18 protein-coding genes are annotated in these 25,605 nt (G+C 65.0%); 7 read left to right on the top strand and 11 right to left on the bottom strand.

The window, feature by feature from the left end; genetic code table 11:
* Nucleotides 1–110: 110 nt before the first annotated feature.
* Both LQK81_RS11495 and LQK81_RS11500 read right to left on the bottom strand, forming a co-directional pair.
* Nucleotides 111–761, bottom strand: a complete 651-nt coding sequence (locus LQK81_RS11495; RefSeq protein ID WP_230806412.1) for an isochorismatase family cysteine hydrolase — start codon at nt 759–761, stop codon at nt 111–113.
* Nucleotides 761–1,567 carry an N-formylglutamate amidohydrolase gene (locus LQK81_RS11500; protein WP_230806413.1) on the bottom strand — a complete coding sequence of 269 codons (807 nt, stop codon included), beginning with the start codon at nt 1,565–1,567 and terminating at the stop codon, nt 761–763. Before LQK81_RS11500 ends, LQK81_RS11495 begins: the two co-directional genes overlap by 1 nt.
* A gap of 156 nt (nt 1,568–1,723) precedes the next feature.
* On the opposite strand from LQK81_RS11500, the gene LQK81_RS11505 reads away from it, so the two are divergent.
* Complete coding sequence (locus tag LQK81_RS11505; protein WP_230806414.1) at nt 1,724–2,626, top strand: MurR/RpiR family transcriptional regulator; 903 nt, start codon at nt 1,724–1,726, stop codon at nt 2,624–2,626.
* Nucleotides 2,616–3,929 (top strand): glutamine synthetase family protein, encoded by a 1,314-nt coding sequence (locus LQK81_RS11510; protein ID WP_230806415.1) that lies wholly within the window; start codon nt 2,616–2,618, stop codon nt 3,927–3,929. Before LQK81_RS11505 ends, LQK81_RS11510 begins: the two co-directional genes overlap by 11 nt.
* A 102-nt stretch (nt 3,930–4,031) precedes the next feature.
* On the opposite strand, the gene mmsB is transcribed toward LQK81_RS11510, so the two are convergent.
* The 7 genes from mmsB to LQK81_RS11545 all read right to left on the bottom strand — a co-directional run bounded on the left by mmsB (nt 4,032) and on the right by LQK81_RS11545 (nt 11,346).
* On the bottom strand, nt 4,032–4,913 hold the full coding sequence (mmsB, locus tag LQK81_RS11515; protein WP_230806416.1) for a 3-hydroxyisobutyrate dehydrogenase: 882 nt from the start codon (nt 4,911–4,913) through the stop codon (nt 4,032–4,034).
* Between the two features lie 81 nt (nt 4,914–4,994).
* Nucleotides 4,995–6,587 (bottom strand): GMC family oxidoreductase, encoded by a 1,593-nt coding sequence (locus LQK81_RS11520; protein ID WP_230806417.1) that lies wholly within the window; start codon nt 6,585–6,587, stop codon nt 4,995–4,997.
* A gap of 170 nt (nt 6,588–6,757) precedes the next feature.
* The gene (locus LQK81_RS11525) at nt 6,758–7,741 is read right to left on the bottom strand and encodes a branched-chain amino acid ABC transporter permease (RefSeq protein ID WP_230806418.1); all 984 of its coding nucleotides are present in this window, start codon (nt 7,739–7,741) and stop codon (nt 6,758–6,760) included.
* Between the two features lies 1 nt (nt 7,742).
* Nucleotides 7,743–8,630 carry a branched-chain amino acid ABC transporter permease gene (locus LQK81_RS11530; protein ID WP_230806419.1) on the bottom strand — a complete coding sequence of 296 codons (888 nt, stop codon included), beginning with the start codon at nt 8,628–8,630 and terminating at the stop codon, nt 7,743–7,745.
* A gap of 7 nt (nt 8,631–8,637) precedes the next feature.
* Nucleotides 8,638–9,339, bottom strand: coding sequence for an ABC transporter ATP-binding protein (locus LQK81_RS11535; protein ID WP_230806420.1), 702 nt, complete (start codon nt 9,337–9,339; stop codon nt 8,638–8,640).
* A gap of 1 nt (nt 9,340) precedes the next feature.
* Nucleotides 9,341–10,123, bottom strand: a complete 783-nt coding sequence (locus tag LQK81_RS11540; protein ID WP_230806421.1) for an ABC transporter ATP-binding protein — start codon at nt 10,121–10,123, stop codon at nt 9,341–9,343.
* Nucleotides 10,124–10,137: 14 nt separating this feature from the next.
* Nucleotides 10,138–11,346 carry an ABC transporter substrate-binding protein gene (locus LQK81_RS11545; RefSeq protein WP_230806422.1) on the bottom strand — a complete coding sequence of 403 codons (1,209 nt, stop codon included), beginning with the start codon at nt 11,344–11,346 and terminating at the stop codon, nt 10,138–10,140.
* Nucleotides 11,347–11,518: 172 nt separating this feature from the next.
* Between LQK81_RS11545 and LQK81_RS11550 the strand changes: the two genes are divergently transcribed.
* A complete protein-coding gene (locus tag LQK81_RS11550) occupies nt 11,519–12,454 on the top strand; it encodes a LysR family transcriptional regulator (RefSeq protein WP_230806423.1) in 936 nt (311 codons plus the stop codon).
* A 68-nt stretch (nt 12,455–12,522) separates the two neighbouring features.
* Here the strand turns inward: LQK81_RS11550 and LQK81_RS11555 are convergent, their stop codons facing one another.
* Complete coding sequence (locus tag LQK81_RS11555; RefSeq protein ID WP_230806424.1) at nt 12,523–13,548, bottom strand: LacI family DNA-binding transcriptional regulator; 1,026 nt, start codon at nt 13,546–13,548, stop codon at nt 12,523–12,525.
* Between the two features lie 231 nt (nt 13,549–13,779).
* Here LQK81_RS11555 and LQK81_RS11560 point away from each other — a divergent pair, with 231 nt between their 5' ends.
* Genes LQK81_RS11560 through araD form a run of 4 tightly spaced genes read left to right on the top strand, consistent with a single transcriptional unit; the run spans nt 13,780 to nt 18,578 of the window.
* On the top strand, nt 13,780–14,760 hold the full coding sequence (locus LQK81_RS11560; protein ID WP_230806425.1) for a Bug family tripartite tricarboxylate transporter substrate binding protein: 981 nt from the start codon (nt 13,780–13,782) through the stop codon (nt 14,758–14,760).
* Nucleotides 14,761–14,778: 18 nt separating this feature from the next.
* Complete coding sequence (locus LQK81_RS11565; protein WP_230806426.1) at nt 14,779–15,300, top strand: tripartite tricarboxylate transporter TctB family protein; 522 nt, start codon at nt 14,779–14,781, stop codon at nt 15,298–15,300.
* Between the two features lie 30 nt (nt 15,301–15,330).
* The gene (locus LQK81_RS11570; protein WP_230806427.1) at nt 15,331–16,830 is read left to right on the top strand and encodes a tripartite tricarboxylate transporter permease; all 1,500 of its coding nucleotides are present in this window, start codon (nt 15,331–15,333) and stop codon (nt 16,828–16,830) included.
* 17 nt (nt 16,831–16,847) lie between these two features.
* The gene (gene araD, locus LQK81_RS11575; protein WP_442967112.1) at nt 16,848–18,578 is read left to right on the top strand and encodes an L-arabinonate dehydratase; all 1,731 of its coding nucleotides are present in this window, start codon (nt 16,848–16,850) and stop codon (nt 18,576–18,578) included.
* 137 nt (nt 18,579–18,715) lie between these two features.
* On the opposite strand, the gene LQK81_RS11580 is transcribed toward araD, so the two are convergent.
* On the bottom strand, nt 18,716–25,522 hold the full coding sequence (locus LQK81_RS11580; protein WP_230806429.1) for an autotransporter outer membrane beta-barrel domain-containing protein: 6,807 nt from the start codon (nt 25,520–25,522) through the stop codon (nt 18,716–18,718).
* Nucleotides 25,523–25,605 lie beyond the last annotated feature (83 nt).

Genomic DNA, 25,605 nt, shown 5'->3' on the forward strand with positions numbered 1-25,605 from the left:
GTGATGCCGTTCGGCGTTAGATGGATGAGCGGTCCGGCCTTTTTGTCTTGTTCTGCGGCCCGCCTTGAAATGCTCCTTGTTTCCGTCCCGTTGGTTCGTGCCGGGCAGCCCTACTGCCCGATTTCCTTCAGGAGATCGTCGGTCGAGACCTGCCGGCAATAGCCCTTGATCGCGCTGAGCGAGGTGTTGTGCCGCTCCTCGGAATAGGTGCCGCAAGCATCCGGCACGAGCGTCACGAGATAGTTGAGGTCGCAGGCATCCCGCACCGCCGATTCCACGCACTGGTCGGTCAGAAGTCCACACAGCACGAGTTGTTTTACCCCGAGATTGCGCAGGATATAGTCGATATGGGTGGAGACGAAGACGCTGGACGAACTCTTCGGGAAGACGATCTCGTCTTCCAGCGGCTCCAGTTCGTCGATCACCTTGCCGTCCCAGGAGCCCTTCGGCACGTTGAAGCCGGTGATCTTGTAGTCGAGGCTGCGGTCGCGGCCGTCCCTGGTCAGGCTCTCGATCGTCGTGTGCAGCACCTCGATGCCGGCCTTGCGGAAGCCGTCGAGCAGGCGCTGCATGTTCGGGATCGCCACCTCGTGGATGCGCTTGAAGTAGTATCCGTACTTACCCGCGATCTCCGCGTCGGAAACGTCCTTGAACTCCCCACCCTCGCGGCGCACGGAAAAATTCTGCACGTCGATGAAGAGGATGGCGGAGGCGGCCGGATCGAGCGGCACGTCGCGGGTGGTCAGATGGTCAGCGGCCATCAGGCGTTTCCTTCGAAGCTCTTTGCCGCAAGCCGGAGAGGGCCGGCGAGGCGGTCCGCCCATTCCTGTTGCCCGCGGGCGTCGTTGATAAGGTCGTTGCGCACTTCCACGAGCACGTGCGGAATGCCGCGACGCTCGCCATGCACCGGGATCGTGAAGTCGGAGACGTCGTCGACATGGTACGGCGCGTTGAGCTTCACGGCGACACCGGGATTGGCCGCCCGGAACATCTCCGCCAGCCGTTCGGCAAGGCGGGCGTCGTGGTTGTAGAGAAGGCCGAGTTCGAAATCGCGCACGGCACCCGACGCGCGCATGATCGGCGTGAAGCTGTGCACCGAGACGAGAAGGGACGGTCTGCCGGCCGCCCGCCGCTGGTCGAGCGCGACGGCGATCGCCTCGTGCAGCGGCTGGTGGATCTCCACGAACCGGCTCCGCCGCTCGCGATCGGACACATCCGCATTCGCCGGGACCACAGTGCCGTCGCTCTCCCGGACAACGCAGTCCTGCGCCTCGAGCGGGCGGTTGCAATCGATGACGAGGCGACTGTAGCGCTGAAGGACGAGCGCAGCGTCGAGACGCTCGGAAAGGCCCCGGGCGACGCCTTCGGCGCCGACGTCATAGGCGATGTGCCGGTCCATATCGGCGGGTGACACGCCCAGATCGCCAAGCGCTGCAGGCACGGCGCGGCCGGCATGCTCGCAGGTGAGGAAGATGCCGGAGGCACCGGCGGGATTGATCCGCTCCACGGGATCCGGGTCGCCCGCCTGCAGCAATCTGGTCGTCTCGCGATCGGCGAACCTGAGCATGAAAGGGATCCGTCAAGCGGTCCGGCGCGGGCCGGCGGCGCGGGCTTCGATGGCGATCAGTCAAAGAAATTTTTCAATCATAGTCAATCCGATATTTCCGTTTGACTAATTTTTTTCATGGCGCAAATATCCGGTCAACCAGGGGAACGAACGCCAATGAGCGATGGGAAATCACCGGCGACGGTCCGAACGAGGATCCGCGAGGCTGCGGCGTCGCTGACCGCCAGCGAGCGCAAGATCGCCAACGCCATCCTGGCCGACTATCCCTTCACGGGCCTCGAAAACATCCAGGAGCTGGCTGCCAAGACCGGCGTCAGCGCCCCCTCCATCACCCGTTTCGTCAGCAAGATCGGCTGCGGCGGCTTCCAGGACCTGCAGCGCCAATTGATCGCCGAACTGAAGGAAGGCCAGCGCTCGCCGCTCGACCTCAAGTCCAGCCAGAAGCCGGTCGGCCATTCCGAATTCCTGTCGGAATATGTGGCGCGCGTTTCCGCCGTCATGCAGGAAATGACGGCGACGGTCTCACAGGCGCAATTCGACATCCTGGCAGACCTCCTCGCCGATCCAGCCCGTAACATCTTCCTGCTCGGCGGACGCGTCAGCGACAATGTCGCCTCTTTTCTGTCGATCCATCTGAGGCAGATCCGCAGCGGCATCTACCACATGGCCGACAATCCGGAATTCTGGCCGGAGCACGTGCTGCGCATGCGCAGGAAGGATGTCGTGCTCCTGTTCGACTTCCGGCGCTACCAGCTCAGCCTCGCGCGCCTTGCCGAGACGATCGCCGAGAGGCGCGGCGCGACGATCGTCGTCGTGACCGACAAGTGGATGTCGCCGGCCGCCCGCAGTGCCGATCACATCGTCGCGCTGCCGATCGACGCCGGCACGGCCTGGGATACGGTGGCCGCCGCCATGGCGCTCGTCGAGGCACTGATCGTGCGTGTCTCCGAGGCCGATTGGGAAGCGACGCAAAAGCGCATCAACGATTGGGACGGCATCCGCTTCGAGATGCCGGGCTACGACCAGGACAGGATCAACGGGGACGCCGATGAAACGTGAGGAAATGATGGTCGCCTGCTGCGGCGACCTTTCGGGCAAGGTGCGCGGCAAGGCCTTTCCGCTGACGCAGATGGACAAGCGCCTGAAGCGCGGCGTCGGCTGGACGCCGACCAATGTGCAGATCACCTGCTTCGACAATATCGCCGAAAGCCCCTTCGGCTCGCTCGGCGATCTCGTGCTCATCCCCGATCCCGCGACCCGCGTCAGCATCGAAAGCGAGGAGGGAGCGCCGAACGAGAATTTTGTGCTTGGCAATATCCGCTATACTGACGGTCGGCCATGGGAGTTCTGCACGCGCTCCATCCTCGAGGCGGCCCTTGAACGCCTGCAAAGGGTGGCGGGCGTCACGCTCTACGGCGCGTTCGAGCACGAGTTCCAGATCAAGCACCTCGTCTCCGAGGTCGGCAAGGCCTTCACGCTCGGCGGCTTCCAGGAGGAGCGGCACTTCTGCGAGGCGATCATCGCGGCAATGCGGGAAGCGGGCGTGACGCCCGACACGATCCTGAAGGAATTCGGCGCCGGCCAGTTCGAAGTGACGATGGGGCCGCAGAAGGGCGTCACGATTGCGGACCATTCGCTGATCACCCGCGAACTCGTCGGCCTCGTCGCCCGCGAACTCGGCTATGAACCTACCTTCACGCCGATCCGCGATCCGGCCGGCGTGGGCAATGGCGTGCACGTGCACATGAGCATGCTGGATTCGACGGGCAAGGCCGTCACCTACGATCCGAACGGCCAGCATGGACTTTCGGACGCTGCGGGAAAATTCGTCGCCGGCATCCTGAAATACCTCGATTCGATCATCGCCGTCACCGCGCCAAGCGTCGTCTCCTACCTGCGTCTCACCCCGCATCGCTGGAGCGCCGCCTTCAACAATCTCGGCTTCCGCGATCGCGAGGCTTCGGTCCGCATCTGCCCCGTCTCCGACATCAGCGACATCGCCTGTGCCGACCAGTTCAATTTCGAGTTCCGCGCTGCCGACGGCGCCGCAAACCCGCACCTGGCCCTCGCCGCGATCGTTCATGCCGGCGTGCAGGGCATCGAGGAGGGGCTGCCGGTGCCGGAAGCGACGCAGGAGGACCTGTCGCTGCTGGACACAAGGGCCCTTGCTGCCCGCGGCTATGTCCGCCTGCCGCAGACGCTGGAAGCGGCGCTCGAGCGCTTCAGGAACAATGCAACGGTGTGCGGGTGGTTCCCGGAAGGCTTCGCCGACGTCTATGTAAAGCACAAGGAAGGCGAGATCGCCTATCTGGCCGGCAAGACCCAGGCGGAGATCTGCGCTGCCTATGAGAGCGCTTATTGAGATGCGTTGTCCAGACCGCCTGGGCGAGGAGGATCTCGATATGCACCCTGCAGGGCGCCATTGGTTCACCTTGAAACCGACACCAAACCGGAGCGATGAAGGTCAGCGTGATCCGCGCAGCATTTCGATGATGGCGGAAAAGTCGCGCGCGCCGCTTCCCGTGTTCTCGAAGGTCTCGTAGAGCGCCGCGGCGGCGGCGCCCAGCGGGGTCGAGGCGCCGCTGGCGGCGGCGGCTTCCTGCGAGAGCTTCAGGTCCTTCAGCATCAGGGCCGCGGCGAAACCGGGCTTGTAGCCATTGTTGGCGGGCGAGGCGGGGACCGGGCCGGGGACCGGGCAATAGGATGTCAGCGACCAGCACTGGCCGGAAGACGTGGAAGCCACGTCGAACAGCGCCTGGTGCGACAGGCCGAGCTTCTCCCCCAGCGCGAAGGCCTCGCCGACGGCGATCATCGAGATGCCGAGGATCATGTTGTTGCAGATCTTCGCCGCCTGGCCGGCGCCGTCTGCTCCGCAATGGACGATCCTTTTGCCCATCGTCTCCAGAAACGGTCTGGCGCGGGCGAATGCCCTGTCGGTGCCGCCGGCCATGAAGGTGAGCGTGCCGGCCGCAGCCCCGCCCGTGCCGCCGGAAACCGGAGCGTCCAGTGAGACGCACTCGACCGTCTGCGCAATGGAATGTGCCTTGCGCGCGCTTTCCACATCCACCGTCGAGCAGTCGATCAGGAGCGTTCCGGCGGGAACCAGGCCTGCGAGATTTTCCCAGACGGCAACGACGTGCTCGCCTTTCGGCAGCATGGTGATCACGGCCTCCGCTCCGTTCACGGCCTCGGCCAGGGTGGCAAACGTGTCGACGCCGGCTTGTGCGGCGGCTGCGAGCGAGGCTTGCGAAAGGTCGAACCCGGCGACCCCGTGGCCCGCCTTGACGAGATTTGCGGCCATCGGGCCGCCCATGTTGCCCAATCCGATGAATGCGACCTGTGCCATGCTGACTGTCCTCATGCGATGTGGCTGATTGCGGCGCAGGCGGTGCGCGACCGGCCTGCATTGCCGCCTGCGAATTTGTGGTTACCGCTCCGCCAGGATCATGGCGGCGGCCTTTTCCGCGATCATGATCGTCGGCGAATTGGTGTTGCCGGAGGTGATGCGGGGCATGACCGAGGCATCGGCGATGCGCAGCCGGCCCAGCGCTCGCAGCTTCAGTTGCGGATCGACGACGCTTTCCGGATCGCCGCCCATCCGGCAGGTGCCGGTCGGATGGAAGATCGTCGTGCCGATGTCGCCCGCGGCCTTTTCGAGGTCCGCATCGCTCTCGAAGGAGGGCCCCGGCTTGTACTCCACCGGCTTGAAGCGCGCGAAGGCGGGTTGCTCGACAATGCGACGGGTCAGGCGGATGGCCTTGACGGCCACGTCCCGGTCGCTCTGCTCGCTGAGGTAGTTGGGGCGGATCTGCGGCTGCAGCGCAAAGTCGGGACCCTTGACATGCACCGAACCGCGGCTGTCGGGACGCAGGTTGCACACGCTCGCGGTCATCGCCGGGAAGGGATGGACGCCCTCGCCGAACTTTTCCAGCGACACCGGCTGGATGTGATACTGCAGGTCCGGCGTCTCCCTGTCCGATCCCGAGCGGGTGAAGATGCCGAGCTGGCTCGGCGCCATCGCCATCGGGCCGGACCGCCTCAGGAGATACTCGAGACCGATCGACGCCTTGCCGAACAGCGTGCTCGCCTTCTCGTTCAACGTCGGCACGCCGGTGACCTTGTAGATGAGCCGAAGCTGCAGGTGGTCTTGCAGGTTCTCGCCGACGCCGGTCACCTCCTTGACGACCTCGATGCCGGCGTTCTTGAGGACGTCGCCACGGCCGATGCCGGAGAGCTCAAGCAGGTGCGGGGAGCCGATCGCGCCGGCGGCAAGCACGGTCTCGCGCGCGGCATACGCCCTCTTCGCGACGCCCTCGTGCTGGAACTCGACGCCTCTGACCTCGCCGTTTTCGACGATCAGGCGGCGAGCCTGCGCCTTGGTCAGCACGGTCAGGTTCGGTCGGTTGCGCGCCGGCTTGAGGAAGGCCTTCGATGTGTTCCAGCGGACGCCCGAGCGCTGGTTGACGTCGAAATAGCCGGAGCCTTCGTTGTCGCCGCGGTTGAAATCCTCGGTCTCGGGAATGCCGGCCTCGCTGGCCGCCTTCTGGAAGGCGTCGAGCACGGCCCAGCGCACGCGCGCCTTCTCCACGCGCCACTCGCCGCCTTCGCCGTGCTGGTCGCTCGTCCCCTTGTAGAAGTCTTCCGATTTCCGGAAGAACGGCAGCACGTCGTCCCAGCCCCAGCCGGTGCAGCCGAGCTGGCGCCACAGGTCGTAGTCGCGCGACTGGCCGCGCATATAGATCATGCCGTTGATCGAGGAGCAGCCGCCGAGCACCTTGCCGCGCGGATAGTTCAGCGCCCTGCCGTTGAGCCCGGCTTCCTTCTCGGTGGAAAAGCACCAGTCGGTGCGCGGGTTGTTGATGCAGTAGAGATAGCCGACCGGGATGTGGATCCAGTGATAATTGTCGCTTCCGCCGGCCTCCAGCAGCAACACGCGATTGGCGCGATCCGCCGACAACCGGTTGGCCAGAACGCAGCCGGCGCTGCCGGCGCCCACGACGATGTAGTCGAACTGTTCCATGTCGAACTCCGAGCGAGACCTCTCCCGCAAGCCGCATGGGCTCGCAGGCCGGTTTCTCCGTTCCTTGCTGTGGTGGGAACCGGCCTCCGGCACCCTGCCGTCCTGCGCCGGAGGCACCGGCGCAGGTCTTGCGTCGCGCCCGGATGCGTGCCAGGCGCGACCCGATGGTTCTAGAAGCCGAGCTTCTTGCCCAGCTTCGAGGCGTAGAATTCGCCGACGATACCGCGGCGGAAGAGCAGCACGCAGGCCATGAAGACGATGCCGGTGATGATCGTGACCGGGAAGTCGGACGTCGCCAGGTAGTTCTGCAGCGTCACCACCAGCCCGGCGCCGACGATCGGACCGATCAGCGTGCCGATGCCGCCGAGCAGCGTCATCAGGATCACCTCGCCCGACATCTGCCAGCCGACATCGGTGAGCGTGGCGAACTGGAACACCAGCGCCTTGACGCCGCCGGCCAGGCCCGTCAGCGCCGCCGACATGACGAAGGCGCCGAGCTTGTAGTTGCGAACCGAGTAGCCGAGCGAGATCGCGCGCTGCTCGTTCTCGCGGATCGATTTCAGGATCATGCCGAAGGGCGAGTTGATGAAGCGCCAGATGATCGCGATCCCGATCAGGAAGACGGCCAGCACGAAGTAGTACATGTTGGTCGGCTGGTTCAGGTCGATCACGCCGAACAGATGCCCGCGCGGCACCGACTGGATGCCGTCCTCGCCGTGGGTGAACCCGGCCTGCAGGCAGAAGAAATAGAACATCTGCCCGAGCGCCAGCGTGATCATGGCAAAGTAGATGCCCTGCCGGCGGATGGCGAAGAACCCGACCACGAGGCCGAGCAATGATGCGCCCGCGACGCCGATCAGGATGCCGATCTCGGGGGTGACGCCCCACTCCTTCACCGCATGGGCGGTGAAGTAGGCCGCCCCGCCGAAGAAGGTGGCGTGGCCGAAGGAGAGCAACCCCGTATAGCCGAGCAGCAGGTTGAAGGCACAGGCGAACAGCGCGAAGCACAGGAGCTTCATCAGGAAGATCGGGTAGAGGAACAGCGGCGCTGCGGCGAGGCAGCCGACCGCCACGACCAGCAAGCCGATCTGGACCGCGGAGGCATTCCGTTCCGTCTGAACGTTGGTCGCCATTTTCTCCGAAAGCTCCGCCATGTCACGCATCCCTTCCGAAGAGGCCGGCGGGCCGCAGCAGAAGTACGATCGCCATGATTACAAAGATAACGATGTTCGAGGCTTCCGGATAGAAGACCTTGGTCAGCCCCTCGGCGATGCCGAGCATGTAGCCGGTCAGGATCGCGCCCATGATCGAGCCCATGCCGCCGACGACGACCACGGCGAAAACGACGATGATGAGGTTGGTGCCCATCAGCGGCGACACCTGGTAGACCGGTGCAGCCAGCACGCCGGCGAAGGCGGCAAGGCCGGCGCCGAGCGCATAGGTGAAGGTCAAAAGCAGCGGCACGTTGACGCCGAAGGCCTGGACCAGCACCGGGTTCTCGGTCGCCGCCCGCAGGTAGGAGCCGAGCTTGGTCTTCTCGATCAGGAGCCAGGTGCCGAGGCAGGCGAGCAGCGAGACGACGACCACCCAGCCGCGATAGTTCGGCAGGAACATGAAGCCGAGATTGGTACCGCCCGAAAGCAGCGGCGGCGGCGCATAGGGCTGGCCGGAGGCGCCGTAGAGATAGCGGAACGTTCCCTCGATCGTCAGCGCCAGGCCGAAGGTGAAGAGCAGGCCGTAGAGCGGATCGAGATTGTAGAGCCGGCTCAGCATGGTGCGCTCGATGACCGCACCGAGCAGCCCGACGATGACGGGCGCGACGATGAGCGCCGCCCAGTAGCCGATACCCGCATACTGCAGGAGCAGGAAGGCGACGAAGGCGCCGAGCATGTACTGCGCGCCGTGGGCGAAGTTGATCACCCGAAGCAGGCCGAAGATGACGGCGAGCCCGAGGCTCAGGAGCGCATAGAACGAGCCGTTGATCAGGCCGATCAGCAACTGCCCGAACAGCGCCTGCATCGGTATTCCGAAAATCATGGTCATGACGCGGTCAGACCCCCAGGACTTTGTGGAGCATCGGCATCTGGTCGGGCAGTTCCGCTACCGGGAAATCCGCCACCATCTGGCCGTGGTCCATCAGGTAGAAGCGATCGGCGATCTTGCTGGCGAAGCGGAAATTCTGCTCGACCAGCAACACGGTCATGCCGCGCTCCTTCAGTTTCTTCAGCACTTCGCCGATGCGCTGCACGATGACCGGCGCCAGACCCTCGGTCGGCTCATCCAGAAGCAGCATCTTCACGCCGGTGCGCAGGATGCGGGCCATCGCCAGCATCTGCTGCTCGCCGCCGGAGAGCTTTGTGCCGGGACTGGTGCGGCGCTCGGCGAGGTTCGGAAAGAGCTCGTAGATCTCGTCGAGCGACATGCCGCCCCTGGCGACGACCGGCGGCAGCATGAGGTTCTCCTCCACCGTCAGCGTCGCGAAGATGCCGCGCTCCTCCGGCACGAAGCCGATGCCGGCATGCGCCGTCTTGTGCAACGGCACGCCCATCATGTCGCGGCCATCGAACAGGATCTGGCCCTTTCGCTCGCGCAGGATGCCGACAATCGTGCGCAGCGTCGTCGACTTGCCGACGCCGTTGCGGCCGAGAATGGTGATCATCTCGCCTTCGCCGACCGTCATGTCGACGCCGTGCAGCACATGGCTCTCGCCGTACCAGCTGTTGAGACCCTTGACCTGGAGCAATGGTTTCATCTCAGGCCTCCTCCGTGCCCATATAGGCGACGCGGACCTGTTCGTTCTGGCTGACGGCGGCGTAGTCGCCCTCGGCCAGGATTTCGCCGCGCTGGAGCACGGTGACGTGGTGGCAGATGTTGGCCACGACCTTGAGGTTATGCTCAACCATCAGGATGGCGCGGTCCTTGGCAAGGTCGGTGATGAGGTTGGCAATGACGCCGACATCCTCCTGGCCCATGCCGGCCATCGGCTCGTCGAGCAGCAGCACCTTCGGGTCGAGCGCCAGCGTCGTGGCGATCTCCAGCGCGCGCTTGCGGCCATAGGACAGGTCGGCGGCGATGCCGTTGCGCCACCTGTCGAGCCCGACCATGGAAATCAGTTCGTCGGCGCGTGCGTTCAGGCTGTTCAGCGACGACATCGGCTTCCAGAACTGGGTGGCGAGATTGTTCGGCCGCTGCAGCGCCACGCGCACGTTGTCGAGCACCGTCAGATGTGGGAAGACCGCGGAAATCTGGAAGGAGCGGACCAGGCCCATCCGGGCCACCTTGTCCGGTGGGGTCCTGGTGATGTCCGTGCCCAGCAGCGTGATCGTGCCGTGCGTCGGCTGCAGGAACTTGGTCAGAAGGTTGAAGACGGTCGTCTTGCCGGCGCCGTTCGGCCCGATCAGGGCGTGGACGCGGGCATGATGCACGTCGAGGTCGACGTTCTTCACCGCAGTGAAGCCGCCGAAATCGCGCCGAAGACCGCGGGCGGAAAGCACCACCCGCGGATCCGGCTGCGTCTGTCTTTCAGACATGGCCATATGTGCGACCAGACTTACTGGCTCACCAGATCGCAGCCGCTCTTGGCCGGATCGATGAAGGCATCCTTGCCCGGAATGGTCGCCAGCACCTTGAAGTAATCCCAGTCGACGTCGCTTTCGCCGGGCTTCTTCACCTCGAGCAGGTACATGTCGTGGATCATGCGGCCGTTCGGGGCGACCGTGCCGTTCTGGGCGAAGACGTCGCTGACCGGCATTTCATGCAATGCCTTGGACACGGCATCGGCATCGTCCGTGCCGGCCTTGTCGATGGCCTTCAGGTACTGGGTCACGGCCGAATAGGTGCCGGCCTGGACCATGTTGGGCATGCGGCCGGTGCGCTCGAAGAAGCGCTTGCCGAACTTCGCCGACTCCTCGTCGCGGTTCCAGTAGAAGCCCTCGGTCAGCGTCAGGCCCTGGGCGGCCTCGAGGCCGAGACCATGGACTTCGGCGAGCGTGAAGAGCAGGGCTGCCAGACGCTGGCCGCCGGCGACGATGCCGAACTCAGCCGCCTGCTTGATGGCGTTGGACGTGTCGAGGCCGGCATTGGCAAGGCCGATCACCTTGGCGCCGGAGGACTGGGCCTGCAGGAGGAACGAGGAGTAGTCGGTCGTGCCGAGCGGATGGCGAACCGAGCCTGCGACCGTACCACCGTTCTCCTTGACGAAGGCGGCCGTGTTTTCTTCCAGCGAATAGCCGAAGGCGTAGTCGGCGGTCAGGAAGAACCAGCTGTCGCCGCCCTGCTTTACCAGCGCGCCGCCGGTGCCGACCGCGAGCGAATGGGTGTCGTAGGCCCAGTGGAAGCCGTAGGGGCTGCACTGCTTGCCGGTCAGTTCCGTCGTCGCCGCACCGGTGTTGATGGTGATTTTCTTCTTTTCCTTGGAAAGCGCCTGGACCGCGAGACCGACCGACGACGACGTCAGTTCCATGATGCTGTCGACCTGCTCGGTGTCGTACCACTGGCGAGCGATGTTGGAGGCGATGTCGGCCTTGTTCTGGTGGTCGGCGGTGACGACCTCGACCGGTGCGCCGGCAGCCTTGCCGCCGTAGTCCTCGACGGCCATCTTCGCGGCCTCGTAAGACCACTTGCCACCGAAATCGGCATAGACGCCGGACTGGTCGTTGAGGATACCGATCTTGACCATGCCGTCGGAAACGTCGGCGGCGAAGGCGGACGTGCCCATGGCCAAGAGAATCGCCGTGGACGCAATGAGGCTCTTACGCATAGTTCTCCTCCCAGAGACTAACAGGATGCGGATCTGTTCAAAAATTGGCCGATCGTCCTCCCGACGACGGCCCTCCCACGGTTAGTTTCCCAAAAAGCCGGATTGACGCAAGGCCCGGCCGAAACTAATTCCAAACAGGGTCTGTTCATATTTGAACAGAGGGGAGTGTGACATGAGTGCGAATCCACATTTCACCTGGGACGACCTCATGTACTTTCTGGCGGTCGCCAGAACGGGGCAGCTGTCGACCGCGGCGCGCCAGCTCAGGACCAGCCACGCGACCGTGTCGCGCCGCATCGACCGGCTCGAATTCGCCCTGAAGGTGAAACTGTTCGAGCGCAATCCGCGCGGCTATGTGCTGACCGCCGTCGGCCAGCGCTTCATCGAAACGGCGGAGAAGATCGAGGCCGAGGCGGACCGGTTGCAGGCGGAGATCTCCGGCGGCGTCACGGCGCAGCGCGGCGTCATCCGCATGAGCGCGCCGGAGGGCTTTGCCAACTTCTTCTTCGCCCACCGGCTGCGCGATTTCGCATCAAGCCATCCGAACCTGGCGCTCGAACTGGTGACGATCCAGCAGATCATGTCGCTCTCGCGAAAGGAGGCGGATCTGGCGGTCTCCCTCGACCCCCCGAAGGCCGGCCCCTATTACTGCGAGAAGATCGCCGACTACAGCCTGCATGTCTACGGCGCGCGCCGCTACCTCGAACGGCACGGCCCGATCCTGAGCCGCGACGAACTGCTGCAGCATCCCTTCATCGGCTACATCGAGGACATGATCTTCGCGCCGGGCCTCGATTATCTCGGCGACGTGCATCCCGGGATCAAGGCGCGCTTCCAGAGTTCGAGCATCTTTGCCCAGCTGACCGCCACCCGCAACGAGCTCGGCCTGTGCATCCTGCCGCACTTCATCGCCAAGCAATATCCGGAACTGGAGATCGTGCTTGCCGATGAGATCGAGCTTCGACGCAGCTACTGGCTGATCTGCCATCATGACCTGCGCACGGTTCCCCGGGTGCGCATGGTGATCGACTTCCTCTTCGACATCGTTCGCTCCAACATGCCGTCCTTCCTGCGGGAACTCGATGATCAAGCCCTGTTGTCCGCCTGAACGCATCGCCGCCCTCGAACATTCTCCTGTTCTCCGTACGATTGTCCGCGAACTCAAGACCGATGGCGTTATGCGGAGCCCCGCCTGACAATCTCGAAATCGACCTCGACCATCGAGGCGACGTCCTCGCCGGATATCTTCCTCAGAATGGACCGGGCTGCCTGGGTGCCGATCATGCGACGGTCGATTCTGACAGTTGTCAGAGGCGGATAGGTATGAGGCGCGAAATCGAAATCGCCGAAGCCGACGATGGCGACGTCTTCCGGCACCCTGCAACCGCGCGCTATCGCCTCCGTCAAGGCGCCGTGCGCGACGACGTCGGAACTGCCGAATACCGCAAGTGAGCCACCGCCGCGATCCAGCAGTTGGCCCAGTGCTTCCCGCCCGTCCTGGAACGTCGATGGCGAGTTCATCTCGATGGCAGGAATCTCAACAGTGGTGATGCCGGCCAGTCGGCTGACAAAGCCGTCCCGGCGCTGGCGCGCGCGCGGATCGTTGGCACCGATCTGCGCATAGCGTTCATGGCCCTTGGCGAGCAAATACTCGGCGACCAGTGCCCCGACGTCATAATGGGAAAAGCCGACTGCCGTATCGAGCGGCGAGGGCGTCGAATCCCATATCTCGACGATCGGCAGTCCCGCGCCGGTCAGCATCGCCCGCGTCTCCTTCATGTGCGTGATGCCCGTGAGAATGATACCGTCCGGTCGGCGAGCGAGGATCGCCCGGGTCAGCTCCAGCTCCCGGTTGAGATCATAGCCGGAAAGGCCGAGGAGTAGCTGGTACCCGGCGGAAACGAGTTCGGCGTTGAGACCCTCGATGGTTTCGGCAAAGATCGTGCTCGCGACGGAAGGTACGATGGCTGCGATCAGGCGCGTCCTGCGTGATGCCAGGCCACCTGCGAGGAGGTTCGGGACGTAGCCCGTCTTCGCGATGACACGCTCGATTGCTTCCAGCGTCCGAGGCTTGACGAGCTTGGGCGTATTGATCGCCCTAGACACGGTCACCGGTGATACCCCGGCCAGCCTGGCGATGTCGGCCAGGGTGGCAGGCCCCGAGAGGGGTGGCTGCTGCGTATTCTTCTCGCGTTTTGTCATCATGAATTCTCCAAAATGATTTACGCTTTCATTCTGAAGTAGTGCAAGTGAATTTCTGCAAGAGAACTAATATCTCCGGTAAAATGATCGAAATTCAACAAATTAACGCATTTCAATTTCCGCTTGCGGCGGAACGATTCGGCGCTAAAATGAAAGCGCTTTCATTTCCGGAGGAGGAACCGGATTGGGTATTGGAGTTTGGCGCGACAGGCGCCAAGGGAGGAGGAATTCATGCGCATGAAGCGATTCTTTACACTGGCGGCGTTCGCCGCTTCGATCCTGGCGGCCACGAGCCATGCGGGCCGGGCCGACGAGTATCCCTCGAAGAGTGTGACCGTCATCGTACCCTTTGCCGCCGGCGGCAATACGGACGCCCTCGGCCGGCTTGTCGCGGAGGAGCTGGACAAGCGCCTCGGCCAGCGTTTCATCGTTGAGAACAAGCCGGGCGCCGGCGGCAACATCGGGCTTGGCGATCTTGCCCGGGCCGAACCCGATGGCTACACGATCGGCATGGGCACGGTCAGCTCGAACGCGATCAACCAGACGCTCTACAAGACGCTGCCCTATGACAAGGAAAAGGGCTTCGTGCCCCTGTCGCTGATCGCGACGATGCCGAACGTACTGGTGGTCAATGCCGACAAGTTGCCGGTCAATTCCGTTCAGGAACTGATCGAGCTTCTCAAGAAGGAGCCGGGCAAGCATACCTATGCTTCCTCGGGCGTCGGCACCTCGATCCACCTTGCCGGCGAGCTTCTGGCCAACAAGGCCGGCGTGACGATGACCCATGTGCCCTACAAGGGCAGCAGCCAGGCGATCATGGATGTCGTCGCCGGCCACGTCGATTTCATGTTCGACAACATCCCGACGGCCGCCCAGCAGGTCAAGGCCGGAAAGCTGCGCGCCCTTGCCGTCACCAGCCTCGACCAGGCCTCGCTTCTTCCGGATGTGCCGACCATGGCCAGTGTCATCCCGGAGTTCGAGGCCACCTCATGGCACGGCATTTTCGCACCGCCCGGCACACCTCCGGAAATCGTCGACAAGCTGAGCAAGGAAGTTCAGGCCATTCTTCACGATCCGGCGATGAAGGCGAAGATCGAAGGCATGGGCGCAACGCCGGTGGGCAACACCTCCGAGGAGTTCGCTCAGTTCATCGACGGTGAAACGGCGAAGTGGGCCGAGGTCATCAAAGCCGCGAATCTTCCGCTGCAGTAAACTCTGCCCGCCGGCCAGGTGGACGCCTGGCCGGCGCATCATTTGTTCCGTGGACTTGAAGCCATGTTGAAGATTCGTAATGCCCGCGACTTTGCCGGCGGCGCGGCAATGATCGCCATCAGCCTGCTGTTCATCTGGTTCGGCCGTGGGCTCGAGGTCGGAAACTCGTTCCGGATGGGGCCGGGCTATTTCCCCATGATGCTCAGTCTGCTGCTGATCGTGATCGGCGCGTCGATCATCGTCCAGTCGTTGTTCGTCGCAGCAGAGGACGGGGACCCGGAACCCGCAAACTGGAAAGCCTATGGTCTTGTGATCGTGGCGCCGGTGTTCTTCGGCCTGGCCCTTTCCGGACTGGGACTTGCCCCGACCATGTTCGCGATGATCGTCGCAGTCGGCTTCGCCAGCAAGTATGCCAATTGGCGCCAATCGATCCTCTTGGCCACCTTCATGGCGGTCTGCTCGGTCTTGCTGTTCACGCGGTTGCTGTCTCTCCCCGTCAGTGCGTTCGGATCGTGGATTCCCTTCCTCCATGCTTTCTAACCCGCACTGGCGATCTCGAAGAGGATTGTGATGGACCTCCTGTCCGATCTGTGGCTTGGCGCCACCACCGCGTTCCTGCCTATCAATCTCGTCTACTGCTTCATCGGTTGCCTTCTCGGCACCGCGATCGGCGTCCTGCCGGGGCTCGGGCCGACGGCGACAATCGCCATGCTGCTGCCGATCACCTTCGGCCTCCCGGCGGAATCGGCACTGATCATGCTCGCAGGCATCTTCTACGGTGCCCAGTACGGCGGCTCGACGACGGCGATCCTGATCAATCTGCCGGGCGAGAGTTCGTCGGTGGTGACCGCCATCGACGGGTACCAGATGGCACGAAACGGCCGCGCCGGCGCAGCCTTGGCAACCGCGGCGCTCGGCTCGTTCTTCGCCGGCACAGTCGCCACGGTTCTGCTCGCCGCCGCCGCCCCACCGCTGGCCGCGATCGCGCTGAAGTTTGGGCCGGCCGAATACTTCTCCCTGATGGTTCTCGGTCTGGTGGCTTCCGTGGCGCTCGCCAGCGGTTCGTTGCTGAAAGCCATTGCCATGATCGTCTTCGGCCTGCTTCTCGGTTCGATCGGAACCGATGTGGAAAGCGGGACGCCGCGCTATGTCTTCGACGTTCCGCAGCTTTATGACGGCCTCAACTTCGTCGCCGTCAGCATGGGCATATTCGGAATCTGCGAGATCCTGCGCAATCTCGAAAGCGAGCACGAGCGCTCTGTCGGGGTGAAGAAGGTCACCGGCCTGATGCTGAACCGCGATGATTTCAGGCGCATTCGCGGCCCCGTCCTGCGCGGCACGGCCCTTGGTTCGCTGCTCGGCGTTTTGCCGGGCGGCGGCGCCATGCTCGCATCCTTTGCCGCCTATGCCATGGAAAAGCGCATGTCGCCCAACCGCGCTGAGTTCGGCAAGGGCGCGATCGAAGGGGTCGCCGCACCGGAATCGGCGAACAATGCCGGCGCGCAGACTTCCTTCATCCCGATGCTGACGCTCGGAATTCCCGGCAATCCCGTCATGGCACTGATGGTCGGCGCGATGATCATTCAGGGCATCACGCCCGGCCCCAACGTCATCTCTGACGAGCCTGCGATGTTCTGGGGCATGATCGTGTCGATGTGGTCCGGCAATCTGATGCTGGTGATCCTGAACCTGCCGCTGATCGGCCTTTGGGTTCGCATGCTGACGATCCCCTATCACCTGCTGTTTCCCGCGATCATCGGTTTTTGCTGCATCGGCGCCTACAGCATCAACAACAGTGTGTTCGATGTCTTCATCATGGCCATATTCAGCGTGATCGGCTTCGCGCTCAGCAAGCTGCGTTTCGAGCCGGCGCCGCTCCTGCTCGGCTTCATCCTCGGCCCCATGCTGGAAGAGAACCTGCGCCGCGCCATGCTGATCAGCCAGGGCGATCCTTCGATCTTCGTGCGCAGCCCTCTCAGTCTGTCGCTGCTGCTCGGCGCCATCGTCGTCCTCGTCCTCGTGCTCTCGCCCAGCATCAGCCGGAAGCGGGACGAAGCATTCACGGAATGAACAGGATGAAAAAAGCAATGAGAAGGACAGCCGATCAGTTGCGAAGCGCCAGGTGGTTCGGGCCGGACGACCTGCGCAGCTTCGGGCATCGTTCGCGCATGATGCAGATGGGCTATGCCGCGGAGGACTATCTCGGAAAGCCCATCATCGGCATTTTGAACACCTGGTCCGACCTCAACCCATGCCATGCGCATTTCAGGGACCGCGTCCAGGACGTGAAACGCGGCATCGCCCAGGGCGGCGGATTTGCCGTCGAACTGCCTGCGCTTTCGGTCGACGAAACCTTCACCAAGCCGACCTCCATGCTCTATCGCAACATGCTGGCCATGGAGACGGAGGAGCAGATCCGCTGCCATCCGCTCGACGGCGTGGTGCTGATGGGTGGTTGCGACAAGTCCACGCCGGCATTGATCATGGGGGCGCTTTCGGCCGGCTTGCCGATGATCTACCTGCCGGCCGGGCCCATGCTGCGCGGGCACTACGCCGGCAAGATTCTCGGCTCCGGTTCGGATGCCTGGAAGTACTGGGACGAGCGGCGGGCCGGCAACATTTCGGATCGCGAATGGCTTGGCATCGAGGGCGGCATTGCGCGCTCCTATGGTACCTGCATGACGATGGGCACCGCCTCGACCATGACGGCGATCGCCGATGCCATGGGGCTGACGCTCCCCGGGGCGTCCTCCATCCCGGCCGCCGATTCTGGCCACATCCGCATGTCCTCGGAATGCGGGCGCCGTATCGTGGAGATGGTGTGGGAGGATCTGGGGCCGGGTCGGATCGTCACCGATGCTTCGATCCGTAACGCTGCGATCGTCGCGATGGCGACAGGTTGCTCCACCAATGCCGTCATCCACCTCCTGGCGATCGCAAGACGCGCCGGGGTCTCACTGACGCTCGACGATCTCGATGCACTGGGGCGGACGACGCCGCTGATTGCCAACATCCGCCCTTCCGGCAAGGACTACCTCATGGAAGACTTCTTCTATGCCGGTGGACTTCGCGCGCTGATGGTGCAGCTTGCGGATCGGCTCGATCTTTCCGCGCTGACGGTGACAGGCCGACCCCTCGGCGAAACCCTGGAGGGTGCTGCCGTCTATAACGACGATGTCATCCGGCCGCTCTCCAATCCCGTCTATCCGGAAGGATCGCTCGCCGTACTCAGGGGCAATCTCTGTCCGGACGGCGCGGTCATCAAGCCCGCCGCCTGCGATCCGAAATTCTGGCGGCACCAGGGTCCGGCGCTCGTTTTCGACAGCTATCCCGAGATGAAGGCGGCCATCGATGACGAAACGCTCGATGTCACGCCCGACACCGTGCTCGTGCTGCGCAATGCCGGCCCGAGAGGAGGGCCGGGCATGCCGGAATGGGGCATGCTGCCGATCCCGAAAGTGCTCATCAACCAAGGCCACCGCGACATGCTCCGCATTTCGGATGCGCGCATGTCCGGCACATCCTATGGCGCCTGCGTGCTGCATGTCGCGCCGGAGAGCCATGTCGGCGGTCCGCTTGCCCTGCTGAGATCCGGCGACATCGTGCGGATGGATCTTCCGAACCGCCGGCTAGACATGCTGGTGCCGGACGAGGAGCTTCAGGCGCGTCGTGCCTCGCTTCCTTCACCCGCGCCGAAGTTTGGGCGAGGCTATGGCTGGATGTTCTCTCGGCACGTGATGCAGGCCGACAAGGGCTGCGACTTCGACTACCTCGAGGCTGGTTTCGGGCCGACGGCCGGCGAGCCCGACATATTCTGACGGCAGGGCAGACCTGACCGGCGGCACATCACCGTGGCGGACAGTGACCGGCACGGCTACACTGCTGTCGGAACACTATGCGACAGGCCCGGCAGGAGGCCGGTGAGCACGCAGTCCCGCTATCCCACTCCCCTCCCTCAGAACTTGTAACCGACACGCACGGCGCCGCCGTGGCTAGTGTAGGTGTCGGAGAACGAGCCCTGGTAGTTGAGGCGCAGGCTGAAGCCGTTGTCGTTGGCGATATCGACGCCTGCATTCAGCCGGCCGACCACCTCGGCCAGAGGCACCTCGCTGTCGAATACGCCGACCCCTGACGGCGCACCGGCCAGCCGGGCGGACGTCTCCCAGCTGTCAGCGCTGCTGAAGCTTACCCCGGTGGCCGCAAAGGCCCGCATGACCGTCGTCTCGTTCAGGTCCACGCGCGTGCCGACCTCGATCGCCGGGGTGACGTGGAAGCTCCATTGGCCGGTGTCGTCGACCACTAGATCCAGCATGCCGGCGCCCGATTCGCGATAGCCACCCGCATGCGAATAGATCAGATCGAAATCCACCAGCGGCCGCACATAGTAGGCGTCCTGCGCAAAGGTGTAGGCGGCACGCAGCCGGGCGCTGACATTGTAGACCTCCGGATCGCCCTCCGCCTGGCCGGAAAAGCCCGGGATCCGGATCGTGCGCGTGTTGTCGTACCAGCCATAGCTGCCGGCAACGGCGCCCGATAGAAGCCAGGGACCGGTCTCATGCTTCAACGAAGCGCCGGCATAGAGGATGTCGCCGTCGGCGTTGACACGGCCGTCGTCACCGCGAATGACGCTGCGGTCATAGCCGCCGGCAAAGCCGACGAACCAGTTGGGCGACACCTCGATCTGGGTACCGGCCTGCATCGAATAGGTCGTGGTGCCGAAGCCCGAGACGCCGCCACTGGACTCCTGGTCGAGCCGCTGCACACCCGCCTGGCTCCATACGCATTCCGTCTCGGTCAGGAATGCGCTGTCACCGGCAAACATCGGGCAGCTCAGCAGCAGGTCGAGATGCTGCTGCGTCGTGACGATGCTGCCGGCCGCGGCCGCGCCCGCGACGCCCGGCGACATATCGGACAGGGCCGCCCCGTAGCCACCGGAATCGCCGTCGGCAAGGGTGCCGAGGGTGCCGAACAGCGTACCGTAGGGGCCGCCGCCGGCGTCCCAGATCTCCTGCAGGTGGTCGGCGACGTTGTCCTGGTCCTTGCTCAGCGCAAAGCCGGGATCGGCGAAGTGCGCCCCATCCGCCGAAAGCGACAGCCTGTTTCCGGTCTGGGTCATCGCGTAGTCGAAGATCGCCGACTGGCCGATCAGCGAATGGTCCAGGCTGCCCCCCGCAGTGAGGAAAGGCAGGCTGATGCCGGGCAGGACGCTTTCGGCACTCACCGTGAACCCGCCGGCAAGTGCCGCGTCGCCATCGACGACCAGGCGATCCATGCGGAAGCCGGCGAAATCGGCGTTGATCGCCAGAACGCCGTTCCGGCCCTGTGCGAGGTCTCCGGTGACCCTGGCGACGTCGACGGCGCCTGAGCCCCCGACTACCAGCCGGCCATGATTGACGACGTCAGCTTCATAGACCTCCGCATCCGTCAACAGGCCACCCGTCCTGTTCACGACGGAGACAGCCATGTAGCGGTCGATGCGGGCCGTCTTCGCCAATTTGGCATCAGGGGTGGCTGCCCCTTTGACACTGCCGTTGATGACACCGGTATTGTACACCGTCAGCGCGCTGCCCGAGGGTGCGTTCACCCCCTCGGTATATTGGACTGCAACGCCCGATGCCGCCGAGACACTGCCGCCGGCATTGACGGTCACCTCGTTGTTTTTCCCGGCCGACACCCAAATGCCGGCGCCGCTGTCGCCGGAGCCACCGGTGACGGATCCATTGACGGTGACGTTGACGGTGCCGTTATTGTCCGTCCCGGCGTCGCTTTGCGCGAATATGCCGATCGAGCCTTCTCCGGTCGCCTGGATGTTCCTGCCTGCGTCGAGGGTGACGGTCACGTCGCCGCTCTTGCCGTCCGACGAGAGATTTCCGTTGGAACCGATGAAAGCGCTGGTCGCGTTACCGCCGAAACCGCCGCCGCCGCCGATCGACTGGGCAAGCACGCCGAAGGAATGGTCGCCATCCGCGACGATGCCGCCGTTGACGGTGACGGAGACGTCGTCGCCATCGCCGTAGCTGCCCGGGCTGTTGCCCTTGAAGGAAAGCGGCGCGCCCGATGCGGTACCGCCGATACCGCCGCCGCCGCCGATCGATTGCGCGACGATGCCGTGGGCGGCCACGCCCCGCGTATGGATCGAGCTGTCACTGGTCAGGTTGACCGTGACGGCATTGCCGTTCACCGTTCCGCCGCCCGCGCCGCCGACGACGAGCGAGCCGATGCTGTCGGCCTCGCCCGCGCCGCCGATGCCGCCGCCGCCACCGATCGACTGGGCGACGATGCCATGGGCGCGGTCGCCATGGGTGTCCACGCCACCGCCATAGTTCAGGTCGACTTCGCCGCCGCTGCCGCCACTGCCGCCGGCGCCGCCGACGACCAGGTCGATTGCATGGCTATCATCGTCTTCGGCCGCCTCGCTGCTGCCGGCGCCGCCGACGCCGCCACCGCCGCCGATCGATTGGGCCAGGAGGCCGATCGAATCGTCACCGCTGGTCTGCAGGCTGAGCCAGCTTCCCGCAGCGACCGTGACCGTGCCGCCGTTGCCGCCGCCGCCGCCGCTGCCGCCGAAGCCGCCACCGACGGTGATCTTGCCCGCCGCCTTGTCGGAGCCGTCGCCGCCCTGGCCGCCGCCACCGCCGATCGACTGTAGCAGCACGCCATAGGCGCTATAGCCGGAGGTATCGATGCTGGCGGTGCCGTCGTCGCTGTCGAAGGTGACATTGATCGCGCCGCCATTGCCGCCGGCGCCGCCGCTGCCGCCGACACCGACGGTGATATTGGCGGTCGCCTGGCTGCCGGATGCGGTGGAGGTGCCACCGGCGCCGCCGCCGCCGCCGATCGACTGCGCGACGATACCGTCGGCCCAGTCACCCGTGGTGGTGATCTGGCCGCCATGGGTCAGCGTGACCGTGTTGCCATTGGCGGCGGCTCCGCCGGTGCCGCCGTCGTCGATGGTGGCGCCGACGCTGACATTGAAGCAGTAGCCGGATTCACCGTCGCCGTCCTCGCTCGAGCAATCGCTCTCGCCCTCATCGTCGAGCGGCTCGGAATCGTCGGAAGAGGCCTGCCCCGCCGAGCCGCCCAAGCCGCCGCCGCCGCCGATGGACTGGGCAAGCACTCCGTCCGCATCCGCACCGGAGGTGATGATCCCGCCCCTGCTGGTGACGGTAGCCGTTCCGGCTGTGCCGCCGCTGCCGCCGGTGCGGCCAAGGGATACGCCGACGGACGCGGTGAAAGCGCTGCTGCCTTCGGATTCCTCGGCTTCTCCGCCGGGCAGATCCGCGCTGGCAGACAGCCCGACGCTGGCGCCCTGTGACGTACCGCCGCCGCCGCCGATCGACTGGGCGATCACACCGCGTGCCCCCGATCCGCTGGTCTGCAGCAGGGTGCCGCTCTCGAGATCCACAGTCGCGTTCCCGCCGCTGGCGCCGCCGCTGCCGGAGCCGCCGAGTCCGACATTTGCCGCCAGATTGAAGCCGCTGCCGATCTGTTTGCTGTTGACCGAGCCAATGCCGCCATTGCCGCCGCCGCCACCGATCGACTGCGCCACGATCGCATTGGCATAGTCGTCGGCCGTCGTCACCGAGGCGCCGTTCTTGAGATCGACATTGACGGCGCTGCCATTGCCGCCGCCACTGCCCGAACCGCCGATGGAGACGCCGATGTCGGCGCTGATGGTGTCGACCGTGCCGGCGGTCGCGGACATCGACGACGCGCTGCCGCCATTGCCGCCGCCGCCGCCGATCGATTGCGCCACGAGGCCGTGCGACGAGACGCCTTTCGTGGAGACCGCGGTGCCGTCCAGCGTCAGCGACACGGAGTTGGCGTCATGAGACGATCCACCGCTGCCACCGACGGCCGTGGAAACGCTCATCGCCAGCGAGACGTCTTCGCCGGTCGGGACCGCCACGGTGAGCGCGTCGGCAATCGAGGAGCCGCCGCTGCCGCCGCCACCGCTGATCGATTGCGCCAGTACGCCGATCGCGTCGGTCACGTCGCCGCCGCCCTGGCCGGTGTAAATGGTGCTGTCGGTCAGGTCCACGACAACGGCACCGCCCGCGCCGCCGGAACCGCCGGTGCCGCCCACGGCTACCGACGCCGTGAAGCCGATGTCTTCGGAATAGGAACTGGCGGATCCGCCGGTGCCGCCGCCGCCGCCGATCGATTGGGCCACGATGCCCGCAGCGTGCGAGCCCTGGGTCGTCAGGGTCAGGCCGTCGAAGCCGACGGTCACGGTGTTGGCGTAGCCGCCGCCGCCGCCGCCGCCGCCGATCTGGAAGCTGCCGAGCCCGGCATCGTCGCCCGTGGCGTTGCCGCCATTGCCGCCGCCGCCGCCGATCGACTGCGCAAGGATGCCGAGCGCCCCGGAACCTCCGGTCGCGATGCTGACGGCCTGCGGCGTTCCGGTGCCGGCGGAACAATCGTCGCTGGCATCCAGATTCGTAACGCAAGCCCATCCGCCGCTGCCGCCGCCAGAGGCGGTGCCGCCGACGCCGAGCGCGGGAACGCCGACCGACAGGTCGATCACGTTGCCGCCATTGCCGCCGCCGCCGCCGATCGATTGCGCCATGATGCCATGCGCCATCTCGCCCTGGGTGGTGACCGAGCCACCGTTCAGCAGCACGTCGGCATGCGCGCCGTTGCCGCCGGCACCGCCCTGGCCGCCGACGGTTGCGATGCCTGCCGCGCCGCCGCCGGTGCCGCCGCCGCCGCCGATCGATTGCGATATGATGCCGATCGCCGCGTCGCCGGCCGTGCTGATGACACCCGAGTTCTGGACCTCGGCGTTGCCGGCGGTGTTGCCGGAACCGCCGGAACCGCCGATCGACAGCACGCCGCCGGCCGTGCCGGCAGCGCCGCCGCCGCCGGTGATCGACTGCGCGACGATACCGTGTCCCGAATAGCCCGAGGTGGTGATCTTGCCGGCGTTCTGGACACTGGCCGTCCCGGAAGAACCGCCGGAACCGCCGTCGCCACCCAGTTCGAGCGTCAACCCGTCGGCGATGCCGCCGGTGCCGCCGCTGCCGCCGATCGATTGCACCAGGATGCCGTAGGAATGCTCGCCATAGGTCGTGATCGTCCCGCCGGCATTGTTGACGGTGGCCACCTCGCCATTGCCGCCATTGCCGCCATTGCCGGCGCCACCGCCCAGCACGTCCGTGAAGTCGCCGCCGGTGCCGCCCCCGCCCCCGATCGAATGCAGGGTGACCGCAGCCGAGAAATCTCCCGTCGTCGTGATGCTGGCACCGCCGGTCATGTAGGCGCCAACGCCACCGGCATTGCCGCCGTAGCCGCCGCCACCGCTTGTGCCCAGGAGGGCCGTATCGTCACCACCGTTGCCGCCCTGGCCGCCGATGCTCTGGCCCAGCAGGCCGTAGGAATGGCTGCCATCCGTCTTGATGACGCCGTAGTTGTTCATCTGGATCTGGCCGCCGGTACCGCCGTTGCCGCCCGAGCTGTCCTTCTCACCCGAATCGCCGTCGCCGCCGCGTCCGCCCTGGCTCAGTCCGACCATGCCGGCGATATCATCGCCCTGGGTCGAGACAGTGGCGCCCCCCTCGACCGTCAGGGTCAGGACATCGGCGCTCCCGGAGCCTCCGGCGCCTCCGTCGGATGAACTATAGCCGGTTCCGCCATCGCCGCCTTGTCCGATGCCGACAAGGCCTCCCGACACGCCGCTCACCTCGCCGCCACTGACGACGGTGATGTCGCCGTAGGTGACTATGTTCATCCCCCCGCCAGCCGCACCATTGCCGCCATTGTCGGAGGAATCGAAGGAGGCCGTGCCGTGGCTGCCCTGGGTCAGCGCATAGATGCCGCGAACGCTGTCGGTGTCGTTCGCATAGATGCTGATCGCGCCGATCGAGGCACCGCCGCCGTTCGAACCGTTGGTGACGGTGACGAAGCCGCCAGCGCCGCCAGCGCCGTTGTCGTTGCCGCCGGCACCGCCGATGGACTTGGCGGCAATGCCCCAGGCATTGTCCAGTCCGTTCAGGGGGACCGCCACGCCGCCGAGAAATATCTGGCCGGTGTTGGTGATGTTGATGGCCCCGCCGTTGCCGCCGTTGCCACCCACCTGGTCGCCCGCTGCGCCGCTGTTCTGTTCGCCGCCGACACCGCCCTGGCTCCAGCCGAGGATGCCGGTCATGCCCCTGGCCGTATTCGAGTTCATCGATTCGACGTTCAGCACCCCGGAATTGGTGATCGTGACCGTATTTCCGGCCCCGCCATGGCCGCCGCTGGACTTGTAGTTGTCGTTGTCCGAATCGCCATCGCCGCCGAAACTCAATCCTGAAATCAGGTTGCCGATCGAGCCTGGATCGCCGGAACTGGTCAGCGTCATATCGCCGCCATTGGTGATCGTCACGGTGCCGCCCGCGCCCGCCGCACCCTCGTCGACGCCGTCGCCGCCGCGTGTGCGTCCGATCATGAGAGCGTTCTGGTCGGCACCTTCCGAACCGTAAGGGAGCGATGTGTCGCCTGTATATGTCCCCGCATTGATGGCATTGAAATTTATATTGTCCCCCTGCGCGCCGTTCTTCTCATCGCTTTTGTCGACGCCATCGTCGCCTTGGCAAAGCGACCAGCTATAGCCGTAGGAAGCTGCATCGAGGGTCTGCGTCGCCGACCCGTTACAGCTTGCATAGGCGTCGCCGGCGACGGTGGCGCCGCCGAGGCCAACGGCTAAGACGATCAGTGCATGCGGTACGTTTCGCTTGGGAACGAATGCTTCCTGGCCAAGGCCCACGGATGAATGCTTCATGCGATGAGTCCCTAAAATATCGAAGCAGGTGGGCCCAGGTTCCTCGCATGCATGATCGGCGCGCGAAGGGCTCCCCTCCAACC

The organism is Rhizobium sp. GN54 (assembly GCF_021026345.1).
GTDB lineage: Bacteria > Pseudomonadota > Alphaproteobacteria > Rhizobiales > Rhizobiaceae > Mycoplana.